Below are 14,098 nucleotides of genomic sequence, written 5' to 3'. Positions count from 1 at the left end.
CTGCCTTGGGAGCAGCGGGGCCTCGGCCTCACATGGGGTTTGTGGAGATGGCGGGAATCGAACCCGCGTCCAACGGTGCAGAACCAGGGCTTCTCCGAGCGCAGTCCGTTACGATTTTCTCGGCCCCGGAGATCACACGGACAAGTCTCCGACGGGCTCAGTCACTGTTTGATTTCCTTCCAGGTCCCGTGACCGGACCTAGAAGTTTAGTTCCCTAATTGATGCCAGGATCCGGGTCGGGAACAGCCCCGGGCTGACACTCCGCGGAGTCTTCGCTAGCTGCTAATTAGGCAGCGAGAGCGAAGGCGGAGGAATCGCGCTTAGAAGTGGCGATTATTGTTTGCGACATATGGTTTACGAGATCATTGCCGCTTCCTCGGCTCGCTTCACCTGCTTCGACATCCGCTGTCGAAACCGATCATCCCCATGTTGTTTTTTCAAACTGCTTCCTGCATGCACCCTCGATGGAGTGCACGCCCCATCCTACGTGATCAACAGACCACGGTCCACGCGTATTCCCCGCGCGGTGCGCGCCGGCACCCGGAACCGTCAGGCCCGCTGCTTGCGCCGGACCGCCGCGACCGCGCGGTTCGTCTCGCGCAGGTCCTGCTTCTCCCGCAGCGTCTGCCGCTTGTCGTACTCCTTCTTGCCCTTCGCCAGCGCGATCTCGATCTTCGCCCGGCCGTCCTTGAAGTACATGGCCAGCGGCACGATCGTGTGCCCCGACTCGCTCGACTTGGAGTCCAGCTTGTCGATCTCCAGCCGGTGCATCAGGAGCTTCCGCTTGCGCCGGGCGCTGTGGTTGGTCCACGTCCCCTGCGTGTACTCCGGTACGTGCACGTTGTGCAGCCAGGCCTCGCCACCGTCGATCTGGACGAAGCCGTCCGTGAGGGACGCCCGCCCCTGGCGCAGGGACTTCACCTCGGTGCCGGTCAGCACCAGACCGCACTCGTACGTGTCGATAATGAGGTAGTCGTGCCGCGCCTTCTTGTTCTGCGCGATCAGCTTGCGCCCTGTTTCCTTAGCCATAGTCCTTCCATTTTCGCACCTGGACGCGGTTTTCCTTAACCATTTCCGCCGAGGCCGCTGAGCACGGTCCGCGCCCGGTCCTGTGCCCGCTCGCTCACCTGCACGTCGGGGGTGATGCCCCGGCCGTCGACCCCGTGGCCGGCCGGTGTGCGGTAGTGCCCCACGGTCAGCTCGGCGACAGAGCCGTCCGGCAGCTTGCTCGGCATCTGCACCGAGCCCTTGCCGAACGTACGCGCCCCGACCGTGATGGACCGGCCCCGGTCCTGGAGGGCGCCCGTCACCAGCTCGGCCGCGCTCATCGTGCCGCTGTCCACCAGCACCACCAGGGGCCGGGTGGTGTCGCCCCCCGGATCAGCGTTCAACACCCGCTGCTCCCCGTTTATGTCGTACGTGGCGACCAGGCCGCCGTCCAGGAACGCGGAGGCGGCCGTGACGGCCTCGGAGACCAGCCCGCCGCCGTTGCCCCGCAGGTCGAGAAGGACGCCGGCCTCGCCGGGGGCGTCCAGCACCGCGTCCCGTACCCGCGCGCCCGTGCCTTTCGTGAACGCCTCGACCTTGATCAGCCGGGCGCCGCCCGCGAGCGTGCCGACCGTGACCGATTCGGTGGTCAGCTCGGCCCGCCGCAGCGTACGCGTCCAGCGGTGGCCGTCCCGCTCCAGGCCCAGCACCACGGAGGAACCGGCCGGCGCGCTCCTCGTGTCGCCGCGCAGCAGCGCCATGACCTCCGTCACGGGCCGCTTCGCGACGGACGCGCCGTCGATGGTCCGTACGGTGTCCCCGGCCTTGATGCCGGCGCGGGCCGCGGGCGCCCCCGGCTGGACCCGGGTCACCTCGATCAGACCGCCCGCCGCGCCACGGGCCGCGAGCCCGACGCCTGTGTACCGGCCGTCGAGGCCCTGTTCAAACTCTTCGTACTCACTCTTGTCGTACACCGCGCCCCAGCGGTCACCGCTGCGGCTGACGACCTCCTCGGCCGCTTCCGTGGCCGACTTGCCGTCGGCCATGGCCTCGGCGGCGGCCCGGGCGACGTCGTCGCCGTGGACCGTGGAGGAAGCGGCGCGCAGGGGCAGCACCGGCGATTTCTCGTCGCTGCGCGGCAGGGAGTTCGTGGCCGCGGCCGTGGCCAGCACGCTGGCGAATACGAAGGTCAGGGCCGCGCCGCGGCGGACGCCGCGGGATCTTTGAGGCAACTCGGAGCCCGACATGGCGTTGAGTCTAGGACAACGCCCCCCGGCGGACCGGCCCTTGGCGACACGACGCCAGGGGCACTTGTCACACCCTGAGGTACTTGCGCAACGCGATGAAAGCGGCCAGAGCGGGCATCAGCAGCGCGATCGCCAGCACCAGCGGGAGCTTGGTGAGCACGGCGTCCCAGCCGATGAAGTTGACGAGTTCCATCTTGTGCGACAGATCAAGACCATGATCGATCAGGAAGTAACGCCCGAGGAGCAACATCGCGCACGCGACGACACCACCGAGCAGCCCGGCGAACGCGGCCTCCATGATGAACGGCATCTGGATGTAGAAGCTGGAGGCGCCCACCAGGCGCATGATCCCGGTCTCACGCCGTCGGCTGAACGCCGAAACGCGCACGGTGTTGACGATCAGCATGATCGCGATGACGAGCATCAGCGCCATGACGAAGAGCGCGGCGACATTCATGCCCTGCATCAGCCCGAACAGGTTCTGGAGGATGTCGCGCTGGTCCTGCACGGACTGGACGCCGTCCCGTCCCGCGAAGGCGGTCGCCACCACCTTGTACTTCTCGGGGTCCTTGAGCTTGACGCGGAACGATTCCGGCATCTGGTCCGGGGTGATCGTGGCGGCGAGCGGTGAATCCCCGTACTGCTCCTTGTAGTGCTTGTACGCTTCATCGGCGTTCTCGTAGTGAACGGTCTCGACGATCGTCGTCATCTTCTTCAGATCGCCCTCGATCTGCTTCCGCTGCTCCGTCGTGACCGCGCCCTTGGTGCACTGCGGCGACGTCGTCACATCTCCCTTGTTGCAGAGGAAGATGGAGACGTTGACCTTGTCGTACCAGTAGTCCTTCATCGTGCTGACCTGATCGCGCATGAGCAGCGCGCCGCCGAACAGGGCGAGCGAGAGGGCCACGGAGATGATGACGGCGAAGGTCATCGTGAGATTGCGGCGGAGGCCGACGCCGATCTCCGACAGGACGAACTGGGCGCGCATGGCGTCCTTTCAGCTTTCGGTGCTCAATGCGGTCGTGCTCACTGCCCCGTACGTACGCGACGCGGGCGGTGCTCAGTGCTGGTAGCCGTAGACGCCGCGCACCTGGTCGCGCACCAGGCGGCCCTGGTCGAGTTCCAGCACTCGCTTGCGCATCTGGTCGACGATGTTCTGGTCGTGTGTCGCCATCAGCACGGTCGTACCGGTGCGGTTGATGCGGTCCAGCAGCTTCATGATGCCCACGGAGGTCTGCGGGTCGAGGTTACCGGTCGGCTCGTCCGCGATCAGCAGCATGGGGCGGTTCACGAAGGCCCGCGCGATGGCGACGCGCTGCTGCTCACCACCGGAGAGTTCACCGGGCATCCGGTCCTCCTTGCCGCCGAGTCCGACCAGGTCGAGGACCTGCGGGACGGACTTGCGGGTCTCGCCGCGGGACTTGCCGATGACCTCCTGCGCGAACGCCACGTTCTGCGCGACGGTCTTGTTCGGCAGCAGCCGGAAGTCCTGGAAGACCGTGCCCAGCTGGCGGCGCATCTGGGGCACCTTCCAGTTGGACAGGCGCGCCAGGTCCTTGCCGAGGACGTGGACCATGCCGGTGCTGGTGCGCTCCTCGCGGAGGATCAGTCTCAGGAAGGTCGACTTGCCGGAACCGGACGAGCCGACGAGGAAGACGAACTCCCCCTTCTCGATGTCGAGCGAGACATCACGCAGCGCGGGACGGTTCTGCCTCGGGTAGGTCTTGGAGACGTTGTCGAATCGAATCACGAGATACACCACGGTCGGCCGGGAGCAGGTGTGCGTGACCTTACGCGAACCGGACTGGCGCGCGCAGTCCGCTGCGGAGGTTGGGACGGGCTTGGGCGATTTATCACGAGTGCGCGGCGGCCGCCAGTGGGAGCGGTCACACCGGAAACCGGCCGGGCGCGCCGAAACGGCCGGGAACTGGCACAGTGGTAAGGGGAACAGTCACGATTCCCCGAGCGTTGAGCGGGGAGACACTGGCTGCGGCTCCGCCGCGCGGTGAGGAGGGATGCGCATGACCTACGACAGATTGGTGTGCGCCAACTGCGCGGGACCCGTCAGCGAGGGCAGGTGCCGCGTCTGCCGGGCGAACCGGGAGCGCCTCCAGCAGGAGGGCCCCCTCGGCGGCCTGAGCCCGATGGCCCTGTTGACGATGATCGTTGTGCTGCTCGCGGCGGTGGCCTTCGTGGCGGTGCAGCAGACCGCGTAGCGCGCGGCGCGAACGGTGCGTACGAACGAGGAAGGGCCCGGACACCATGCACGGTGTCCGGGCCCTTCTCCATGCGTGTCCTGATGTCCGGGACGACGTCCTCAGACGGCGGTACGCCCGCCGGCCACGAGACGCGGCAGCATCCGGAAGCCGATGCCACCCGCGATCATGGTCGCGGCGCCGATCAGCAGGAACGTGGTCTCGAAGGCACCGGTCTCGGCCAGCTCCTCCTTGGCCTCACCCTGCTGCACCGGCTGCGAGCCGAGGCTGTCGGTGTCGGCCCCGCCACTGGTGGAGCCACCGGTCGTGGAGGCGGAGCCGCCGGCGTCGCCACCGCCGGTGGTGCCCCCGCCGCTCGTGTTGCCGCCCGTGGTCGCGCCACCGTCGCCGGTACCGCCCTGGTCGCCCGAGCCGCCCTGCTCGCCACCACCCACGGCGGCGGCACCACCCTGCTCGCCACCACCCACAGCAGCGGCACCACCCTGCTCACCGCCACCCACAGCAGCGGCACCACCTTGCTCACCGCCACCCACAGCAGCGGCACCACCCTGGTCGGCGCCACCCTGCTCACCGCCACCGACCGCGGCGGCACCACCCTGCTCGCCACCACCCACAGCGGCGGCACCACCCTGCTCGCCACCACCCACAGCAGCGGCACCACCCTGCTCGCCACCACCCACGGCAGCGGCACCACCCTGCTCACCGCCACCCACAGCAGCGGCACCACCCTGGTCGGCGCCACCGTCCACGCCGCCCGGGTCGCCGCCGCCGTCGACGCCACCCGGGTCTCCGTCGTTGCCGATACCGAGACCGGCGTCTACGGTCACACCCGCACCTGCGGCCTGGGCGACGCCCGCGACGGTCAGTGACGCGCCGGCGGCGATCACCGCGCCTGCCGCGATCCGTGCCACGCGAACGCGTGTCTTCTTGGTCATCTGCTTGCTACCCCCAGTAGCTGATTCGTTGAGGTGCAGCGTCCGGGACAGCGGCCGCGCGGGGGGTACATCTGGTCCGCCCCCGGTCACACGCGCCCCAGGAATACGCATGCCACGGGCAGCCTTCCCATTTTCCATATACGCGTCAAGGCCGTTGCGCGCGCGATGACCGCATTCACGCCAGATGTCCCGGGCATGGGCATGCAACTGTGACACAAAAGGGAACTGCCGCCCCTGGGGCGGCAGTTACGGTGTCGACAAAGCGCGTTTCTACCGTTCGCGCTGCTTGCGCCAGCGAATTCCGGCTTCCAGGAAACCGTCGATCTCGCCGTCGAGCACCGCGTGCGGATTGCCGACCTCGAAGTCCGTCCGCAGGTCCTTGACCATCTGGTACGGGTGCAGGACGTACGAACGCATCTGGTTCCCCCAGGAGTTGCCGCCGTCGCCCTTGAGGGCGTCCATCTCGGCCTGCTCCTCCTGGCGGCGCCGTTCCAGCAGCTTCGCCTGGAGCACGTTCATCGCGCTCGCCTTGTTCTGGATCTGCGACCGCTCGTTCTGGCAGGAGACCACAATGCCCGTCGGTACGTGGGTGATCCGCACCGCCGAGTCCGTGGTGTTGACGCCCTGACCGCCGGGACCCGAGGCGCGGTACACGTCCACGCGCAGCTCGGACTCGTCGATCTCGACGTGGTCGCTGGACTCCACGACCGGCAGCACCTCGACACCGGCGAACGACGTCTGGCGGCGGCCCTGGTTGTCGAACGGCGAGATACGGACCAGGCGGTGGGTGCCCTGCTCCACGGAGAGCGTCCCGTACGCGTACGGGACCTTCACCGCGAAGGTGGTCGACTTGATGCCGGCCTCCTCCGCGAAGGACGTCTCGTAGATCTCCGTACCGTAGTTGTGGCGCTCGGCCCAGCGCAGGTACATCCGCTGGAGCTGCTCCGCGAAGTCCGCGGCGTCCACCCCGCCCGCCTCGGCGCGGATGTTGACCAGCGCCTCACGGGCGTCGTACTGGCCGGAAAGGAGCGTACGGACCTCCATCTCGTCCAGCGCCTTGCGCACCGACTCCAGCTCCGCCTCGGCCTCGGCGAGCGCGTCGGCGTCGTCCTCGCCCTCGGCGAGTTCGAAGAGGATCTCCAGGTCGTCGATGCGCCCGCGCAGGGTCTCCGTCTTGCGGAGTTCGGCCTGGAGGTGCGAAAGCTTGCTGGTGATCTTCTGCGCGGCCTCCGGGTCGTCCCACAGGGACGGGGCCGCGGCCTGCTCCTCGAGAACGGCGATGTCGGCCCTCAGTTTGTCGAGGTCCAGGACGGCCTCGATCGACCCCATGGTCGAGGAGAGGGACTTCAGCTCTTCGGATACATCGACGACTGCCACGGGTCCAGCGTAACGGCTGAGCGCGCGAACCCTCCCCGCGCGGGGATCCGGGGTCCCCTCCCCGCGTATCCGCCGTGCCTACGGCCCCGTGTCCACGGCCCCGCTCTCACGGCTCCCGCTCTACGGCTCCGGGGACGCCGTCCGCTTGGAATCCTGCGGGGAGCCGTCCCCGCCGCCGCTCGCCGCCATCCAGCCGCCCACGCCGAGAGCCGCCGCCAGCAGGACCGCGGCCACCGCCAGGGTGATCCGGCGCTTGCGCACGGTCTCCGCCTTGTGCCGGGCCGCGCCCGGCTTGCGCAGGCTCGGCGACCGGGGCGCGCGGGCCGTACCGCGCGCGCCGCCCGCCAGCTCGTCCGGCGCCGGGACGCGCATGCTGGTGTGGGTGTCCCGGTTGGAGTCCGGTACGGCTCCGGGCACGAGCGGGACCGCGCCGCGGCGGCGTGGCTCCTCGGGGGAACCGGGCCGCGGTTCCTCGTACGGCTGCTCGGTCGGCTCGCCGTCCGGCTCGTCCACGTCCAGCGGCGGGATGCCCGCGAGTCCGGGCAGCTGTTCCCGCAGGCGGGCGGCGAGTTCCGAGGCGCGCAGCCGGGAGGCGGGCGCCTTCGCCAGGCACTGGACGAGCAGCTGCCACAGCTCGTCGGGGATGCCGGGCAGCGGGACGACGGTCTCGGTGACGTGGCGGCGCAGGACGGCTCCGGGGTGGCCGCCGCCGAACGGGGTGAAGCCGGCGAGCAGTTCGTACAGGACGGTGGCGAGCGCGTAGATGTCGACGGCCGCGCGCGGCGGGAGTCCTTCGACGATCTCGGGCGCCAGGTAGTCGGGGGTGCCGATGATCCTGGTCGCCTTCGTACGGCGCGGGGTGTCGATCAGCTTGGCGACGCCGAAGTCGGTGAGCAGGGCCGGGTGCGCGCCGCCGGGGCCGAGAGGGCCCTCCATGTCGAGCAGGATGTTCTCCGGCTTGACGTCGCGGTGCACGATCCCGGCCTTGTGGGCGGCCGCGAGCGCGTCGGCGACGTCGGCCACGATCGCGACGGCCGCCTCGGGGGCGAGCCTGCGCTCGCGGTCGAGACGGGTGCGCAGATCGGTGCCGCGTACCAACTCCATCACCAGCGCGAGGTCGTTGCCGTCCACGACGAGGTCGCGGACGCCGACCACCCGGGGGTGGTCGAGCCCGAGCAGGGCCGTGCGCTCCTGGACGAAGCGCCCTACCAGCTCCTGGTCGGACGCCAGGTCCTCGCGCAACAGCTTGATGGCGACGGGGCCTTCGGGCCCCTCGCCGAGCCACACCGTGCCGGCGCTGCCCCGTCCCAGGATCTGGTGGGCGATGTACCGGCTGCCGATATTCCGTGCCAAGACTGCTCCCTCAGCGGCTGGCGTTGCCCCTCAAAGTACGCGGCAATCGGGGTGTTCAGTGCCCAGGCCGGGACACGCCCGCACCTCCGTGGGGCGAAAAGTGTGGTTGTGGGGCGTCCGCGCCGCCGTATTGCCCTCGAAAGGGTCACTACGCGCCGGTCGAATCCGTCAGTCTCGAGAACCAGTCCGTCACCTTCGAGATGCCGTCACCGATCGTCGACAGGAAGCTCTTACTGGTGCCGATCCAGTCCTGGAGCGGGGTCAGCTCCCAGACCAGCCAGCCGGCGACGAAGAGCACCACCAGCGTGAAGAGGCAGCCCTTGAGGCAGCCGAGGCCCGGGACGCGCATCGGGTTGGCGCTGCGCTGACGGGGCTGGCGGGGCTCACGCGGCTGCCGGGGGGCCGGTTGCTGGGGCGGCGGCTGCGGCGGCGCGTACTGCTGTTGCTGCGGGGGCGGCGGGGCGTACCGCTGCTGCTGAGGCTGCTGTTGCTGCTGCTGTTGTTGTTGTTGTTGCTGCTGCTGCTGCCGGCGTGACTGCGGCTGCTGCGGCGGCGGGTATCCCTGTTGCGACGCCTGCCGGTTCGCGGGCGGAGTCGGCGGCTGCTGCTGGCGCGGGGGCTGCGGCCGGTGCGGACGGCGGCGCAGCGGGTCCTGGCTCGGGTCCAGGTACTGGACCTGGGTCTGTTCGTTGCGGTCCCTGGCGGCCTGGAGCTGGCTCTGCCAGGGGTGCTGGCCGTCCGGTTCCCCCGGGGGTACGGGCGGCATGACCGACGTCGGGTCGGCGTTCTGACCGGGCGCGCCGTAGCCCTGTCCGGGGCCGCCGGGGCCGCCCGCTCCCCCGTATCCGCCGGAGGGCAGGAAGCTGGTCGCCGCGTTCGGGTCGAAGGCGGCGGCGTTGCTGGGCAGGACCTGGGTCGGGTCCGCCGCGCCGGGGGTGTCCGGTACGGCGGCGGGCGCCGGGTCGGGCGCGAGCAGCGCGCCGACGCCGAGCGCCGCGTCGATCTGGGCGGCGCTGGAGTGGACGCCGACCCCGGCGGCGACGACCCGCAGCGCGCGGGCCAGGTTCTCGGCGCTGGGCCGCTGGTCGGGGTTCTTGCGCAGGCAGCGCTCGATGACCGTCCAGAGCGGCTCGGGCACGGTGGAGGGCCGGCGCGGCTCCTCGCTCAGGTGGCGGTGCAGCACCTCCAGCGCGGTCGCCCCGGCGAACGGCGGGTGGCCCGTGACCAGCTCGTACATCAGGATGCCCGCGCCGTAGATGTCTACGGCGGAGGTCTGCGGACGGCCCTCGGCGGACTCCGGCGCGACATAGGCGGGCGTGCCGACGAATTCGTGGGTACGGGTCAGGCCCGGCGAGTCCGCGAGGCGCGCGATGCCGAAGTCGGTGAGCATCGGGTGCATCTGCCCGTTGTCGTCCTTCAGGAGGACGTTGGCGGGCTTGAGGTCGCGGTGGACGACGCCGTCGGCGTGGCTGGCGGCGAGCGCGTCCGCGATCTGGGCGGTGAGCAGGGAGGCGGCGACGGGGCTGAACGGGCCGTTGTCGCGCAGGTAGCGGTGCAGGTCGGGGCCGTCGACCAGGTCCATGACGAGGGCGAGGAGATCCCCCTCCACGACCAGGTCGCGGGTGCGCACGATGTTGGGGTGCGTGAGGCGGAGGAGGACGGAGCGCTCCCGCAGGAACCGCATCACGACATCCGCGTCGTTGGCCAGCTCCTCCTTGAGGACCTTGATCGCGACGGTCTCGCCGGGCTGGCCGGCGACGGCCGCCTCGGCACCCGCGGTCTCGCGCTGACGGGCCCGCCAGACGACACCGGTGGCGCCGCGCCCGAGCGGCTCCTCCAGGAGGTACTTGCTGCCTACCGGCCGCACGTCATGGGCTCCCTGCTGCTGGTGTGTCCTCTTGCATCGTCCCGGACCCCCCGGGGTTCCGACCCACTTTAGACCGGCCGAACGAGTCGAAGGCCGGTCATCGGCGGGTCCCGTCGCACACACGGTCGCATGTGTGTCGTACGTCTGTCCCCTCCGGACGAGAGACGCGAACCGGAAGGTGATGGTTGCCGAACGGCTGTCCCCAGGGCGTCCGTGATGATCTCGGCGGCGTCCGAAGGGGCGCCCAAGCAGGCACTTTTGCACGCACAGCCGACCATTCAAGATCACTTGTCTGCGGCCCCCGGGCGTGTTGTCGGTGGCAGGTGCGAGGATGCCCTCAGCGCGTCGTGTGCCGGGCGGGGACGGCACCGTACGCGCCGACCTGTACCGGACGACGCGTCCCGTGCGTGGTGGGGGGAATCACAGGGCAGTACCCCTGCCGGGCACCCCGCGCAGAGCCGGGGACCCCGCGCAGAAGGGACCGCCGACGCGATGCAGATCCGGCTGACCGTCCTCGCGCCGCGCAGCGGCCACGCCGCGGGGCGCGCGTGCGACGTGCTCGTCACCGCACCCGCCGGGACGGCGCTGGCCGCCGTCGCCTCCGCCCTCGCCACCGCCGTGTCGGGACCCGACACGTCGGGCACCGTGGTGCTGTACGCGGGCACGGAGCGGCTCGACGCGCAGCGCTGCGCCCTCGGGGAGCCGCCGCTGATCGACGGCGCGGTGCTCTCCCTCCAGGTCCCGGGCCAGGACGAGACGCACGGGGTGGCGGAGATGGACGCGCCCGCCCAGCTGCGGGTGGTCGCGGGGCCCGACGCGGGCGGGGTCCATCTGCTGCACGGCGGGCAGATCAGGATCGGCCGCTCCGCCGACGCGGATGTCCCGCTGGACGACCCGGACGTCTCGCGGCTGCACTGCGCGGTGACGGTCGCGGACGACGGCGGGGTGTCGGTCGCGGACCTGGGATCGACGAACGGTACGACGCTGGAGGGCGCCGAGGTGGGGCCCCGGCCGGTGCGGCTGCCGCCCGGGGCGCTGCTGCGCATCGGCGAGTCGGCGGTCCGGCTCATGACGGGCGGCCTGACGCCCCCGCTGCCGACGACCCCGGACGGGGAGGGCCATCTGCGGGTGGTGCGCCCGGAGGGCGGGTTCGGGGACGGTGCCGGCGCACACGCGGGCGACGCCGACGGCAGGTCCACGGAGACCGGCGCGTACGGCTCCGGGGGGTACGGCTCGGACGGCTCGGGCCTCGGCCCCGCGGGCGTCTCGCCGGGGCCCCAGTACGGCGGACAGCGGTCCGGGACCGGGTCGTCCGGGTCCGGGGCGCCGTTCCCGGAGCAGCGGTCCGTACCGGGAGCGCGGCAGGGACCGCCCCAGGGTCCGCCGTCGGACGGATCACAGGACGGCGCGTACGGCGACGGATCGTACGGCGACGGATCGCGCGGACCTCAGCACACGCCCGCGCACGCCCCTCAGCCCGGACTACGGCCCGGCACCGGCCGGACCTCCGGCCAGGATCAGCGGTACGGCACCGGGCAGGCCCGGAGCGTGCCCGAGGAGCCGCACGGCCGGACGGTCCACTCGTACGGAAGCCGGTCCCGCGACCCACGGGTGCCCGATCCCCGGAGCGCCGTCGACACGCACTACGGCTTCTCCACCTCCGGACGGGGCCCCGACGGCCGGGGCTCCGAAGGCCGGGGCTCCGAAGGCCGGGGCCCGGACGCCGACACCGGCCCGGGAGGCGCGCACAGCAGGGCGGCGGACAGCGAGCAGCCGTCCGCCCCCGCCGCCGACGACCTCGGAGACGGCCCCCAGTCCCACAGCAGGACCACCGGCACCCGCCGCCAGGGCACGCCCACCCGTGGCACCCAGCTGCCCGACGCGGCGGCCCGGCGGCGCGGCGGCATAGGAGCGTGGGCCAGGCGGCTGGCCGGGAGCCGGGAGGAAGAACCCGCCGAGAGCGCCCCGGGGCCCCGCCCCCCGGCGGACCCGGCGGGGCGCGCGCCGCTCGCGGAGACCTGGCCGGACCCCGCCGAGGTCCTGCTGACGGCCCTCGGCCCGGGACCGCGCCTCTGGGAGCGCGACAGCGACCACCCCGAGGCGCTGGTCGTCCGGCTGGGCACGGCGGACCGCCCGGCGCCGGACGGCGCGGGGCTTCTGCCCGGCGTGCCGGTGACCCTCGGGCTGCGCGAGGCCGGTTCGCTGGGCCTGGCCGGGCCCCGGGAGCGGCTGACCGGCCTGGCCCGTTCGGTCGTCGCCCAGCTCGCCGCGCTGCACTCCCCCGCCGATCTGGAGATCGTCCTGATCAGTACGGACCGGGCGCGCACCCCCGAGCAGCGCGGGCAGGAGTGGGGCTGGCTCGGCTGGCTGCCCCAGGTGCGCCCCGCGCACGGCCAGGACTGCCGGCTGCTGCTCGCCTACGACCGGGACCAGGCCACCGCCAGGACCGCCGAGCTGACCCGCAGGCTCGACGCCGGGCCGCTCGGCACGGGCTGGGCCTCGGCCGACCCGGAGTCCGTCGCGCGGGCCGCCGCGCGCCACGAGGGGCCGTACACGGTCGTGGTGGTGGACGGTGATCCCGGTTCCGCGTCGCTGCGCCAGGTGACCGCGCGGCTGGCGAGCGCCGGCGCCGCCGCCGGCATCCATCTGATCTGTCTGGCCGAGACCCCGGCCGCCTCGCCCCTCTCGCCGGTCGCCGCGACCTACGAGACGGCGTGCGCGGCCTCGCTGCCCTTCCGTGAGTGCGGGGCCGTCGGCCTGCTGAGCGGCGATGTGGCCACCGCGCTGCGCCTGTTGCGTACGGCGGTCGGGGAGCCCGCGGGGCACGGCACGGTCGCCGTGGTGGACGCGGTCTCGCCGGCCTGGGCCGAGCGCTTCGGCCGGGCGCTGGCGCCGCTGCGTACGGCGGTCGGTGGCGGTGGCCCGGGGCGGCCGGCCGCCGCGCTGCCGTCGTCGGCGCGGCTGCTCGACGAGTTGGGGCTGGCGCGTGCCACCCCGGCGTCCCTGATGGCCCGTTGGGCGTCCGCCGCGGACGGTACGGCCGACTGCACGGCGGTGCTCGGCGCGGGGCCGCACGGCCCGGTGAGCGTCGATCTGGCCGAGGAGGGCCCGCATCTGCTGATCGAGGGCCCGTCCGGCAGCGGCCGTTCGGAACTGCTGCGCTCCGTCGCCGCCTCGCTGGCCGCCGCCGAGCGGCCCGACCGGCTGGGGCTGCTGCTGGTGGACGGCGCGGGCGGCGAGCGCGGCGAGGGGCTCGGTGCCTGTACGGAACTGCCGCACGTCCTGGAGCTGTTGGTCGCCTCGGAGCCGGTCAGGATGCGGGAGTTCGCCCAGGCGCTGGGCGCCGAGCTGAAACGCCGCGCGGAGCTGCTGGGCCGGCTGGACTTCACCGAGTGGCACAGCAGGCACGAGGTGGCGGAGCGGATGGTCGGCCCGCGTCCGCCGAGCGGCGGCGAACAGCGCACCCCGCCGAGCGGGACGCTGCGGCTCAGGACGACCTCGGCGCGTACGGAACCGGAACCGGAACAGCCGTCGCTGCCCCGGCTCGTCGTGCTGGTGGACGACTTCGACGCGCTGGTGGCGCCCGCGCTCGGCAGCCCCGGCCGTCCGGCGGCCGGTTCCGTCGTACGGGCGCTGGAGGCGGTGGCCCGGGACGGTGAGCGGCTCGGCGTCCACCTGGTCGCGTCGTCCGCCTGTCCGAACCGCACCAGCGACACGGATCTGGCGCAGGGCGCGCGGCTCCGCGTGGTGCTGGACCCGCCGCCCGCGACCCCGTCCCCGGACGATCCGTCGCCGGGCCGGGGCCGCCTCGGCCATCCGGACGGCCGGGTCACCCCGTTCCAGGGCGGCCGGGTGACGGGCCGCATCCCCCGTACGGCGACGCTGCGGCCGACCGTCGTACCGCTGGAGTGGGAGCGCATGGGCGACCCGCCGGCCCGCAGGCCTGTCAGGGAGCTGGGCAACGGGCCGACGGACCTGGCGCTGCTCGCCAGCGCCCTGGAACGGGCGGCCCGGTCCGTCCACGCCGTACCGGTCGCTCCGCTCGCTCCGGCCCACCCCTAGAAACGGTCGTCGGACCGCCGCCCGCCTCGTCGTCGGACCGCCGCCCGCCTCTAA

At 72.1% G+C, this 14,098-nt stretch carries 11 protein-coding genes and 1 other RNA gene; 3 read left to right on the top strand and 9 right to left on the bottom strand.

What is annotated here, in order from left to right:
* Positions 1-39: 39 nt before the first annotated feature.
* The 5 genes from ssrA to ftsE all read right to left on the bottom strand — a co-directional run bounded on the left by ssrA (position 40) and on the right by ftsE (position 3,984).
* Positions 40-426, bottom strand: a transfer-messenger RNA (tmRNA) gene (gene ssrA, locus OG349_RS22975).
* A gap of 123 nt (positions 427-549) precedes the next feature.
* Positions 550-1,029, bottom strand: a complete 480-nt coding sequence (gene smpB / locus OG349_RS22970) for an SsrA-binding protein SmpB (protein ID WP_161307876.1) — start codon at positions 1,027-1,029, stop codon at positions 550-552.
* A gap of 35 nt (positions 1,030-1,064) precedes the next feature.
* A complete protein-coding gene (locus tag OG349_RS22965) occupies positions 1,065-2,234 on the bottom strand; it encodes a S41 family peptidase (RefSeq protein WP_327236397.1) in 1,170 nt (389 codons plus the stop codon).
* Positions 2,235-2,301: 67 nt separating this feature from the next.
* Complete coding sequence (ftsX, locus tag OG349_RS22960) at positions 2,302-3,222, bottom strand: permease-like cell division protein FtsX (protein WP_161311573.1); 921 nt, start codon at positions 3,220-3,222, stop codon at positions 2,302-2,304.
* Between the two features lie 72 nt (positions 3,223-3,294).
* Positions 3,295-3,984 carry a cell division ATP-binding protein FtsE gene (ftsE, locus tag OG349_RS22955; RefSeq protein ID WP_161311574.1) on the bottom strand — a complete coding sequence of 230 codons (690 nt, stop codon included), beginning with the start codon at positions 3,982-3,984 and terminating at the stop codon, positions 3,295-3,297.
* A 271-nt stretch (positions 3,985-4,255) separates the two neighbouring features.
* Here ftsE and OG349_RS22950 point away from each other — a divergent pair, with 271 nt between their 5' ends.
* Positions 4,256-4,450 (top strand): hypothetical protein, encoded by a 195-nt coding sequence (locus OG349_RS22950; RefSeq protein ID WP_327236396.1) that lies wholly within the window; start codon positions 4,256-4,258, stop codon positions 4,448-4,450.
* A gap of 101 nt (positions 4,451-4,551) precedes the next feature.
* On the opposite strand, the gene OG349_RS22945 is transcribed toward OG349_RS22950, so the two are convergent.
* Positions 4,552-4,950: a hypothetical protein gene (locus OG349_RS22945; protein ID WP_327236395.1), complete on the bottom strand. Its 399-nt coding sequence runs from the start codon at positions 4,948-4,950 to the stop codon at positions 4,552-4,554.
* Between the two features lie 15 nt (positions 4,951-4,965).
* Here OG349_RS22945 and OG349_RS22940 point away from each other — a divergent pair, with 15 nt between their 5' ends.
* Positions 4,966-5,319, top strand: a complete 354-nt coding sequence (locus OG349_RS22940; protein WP_327236394.1) for a hypothetical protein — start codon at positions 4,966-4,968, stop codon at positions 5,317-5,319.
* Between the two features lie 336 nt (positions 5,320-5,655).
* Here OG349_RS22940 and prfB read toward each other — a convergent pair whose 3' ends face one another.
* From prfB to OG349_RS22925, 3 genes are all read right to left on the bottom strand, one after another.
* Entirely contained in the window at positions 5,656-6,762 is a 1,107-nt protein-coding gene (prfB, locus tag OG349_RS22935; protein WP_327236393.1) for a peptide chain release factor 2, read from the bottom strand.
* 120 nt (positions 6,763-6,882) lie between these two features.
* A complete protein-coding gene (locus OG349_RS22930; protein WP_327236392.1) occupies positions 6,883-8,115 on the bottom strand; it encodes a serine/threonine-protein kinase in 1,233 nt (410 codons plus the stop codon).
* Positions 8,116-8,263: 148 nt separating this feature from the next.
* The gene (locus OG349_RS22925) at positions 8,264-9,982 is read right to left on the bottom strand and encodes a serine/threonine-protein kinase (RefSeq protein WP_327236391.1); all 1,719 of its coding nucleotides are present in this window, start codon (positions 9,980-9,982) and stop codon (positions 8,264-8,266) included.
* A 492-nt stretch (positions 9,983-10,474) separates the two neighbouring features.
* Between OG349_RS22925 and OG349_RS22920 the strand changes: the two genes are divergently transcribed.
* The gene (locus tag OG349_RS22920) at positions 10,475-14,044 is read left to right on the top strand and encodes an FtsK/SpoIIIE domain-containing protein (RefSeq protein ID WP_327236390.1); all 3,570 of its coding nucleotides are present in this window, start codon (positions 10,475-10,477) and stop codon (positions 14,042-14,044) included.
* Positions 14,045-14,098 lie beyond the last annotated feature (54 nt).

Origin of the sequence: Streptomyces sp. NBC_01317, from assembly GCF_035961655.1 — a bacterium.
Classification (GTDB): domain Bacteria; phylum Actinomycetota; class Actinomycetes; order Streptomycetales; family Streptomycetaceae; genus Streptomyces.
This window is presented reverse-complemented; position numbering and strand designations above follow the sequence as displayed.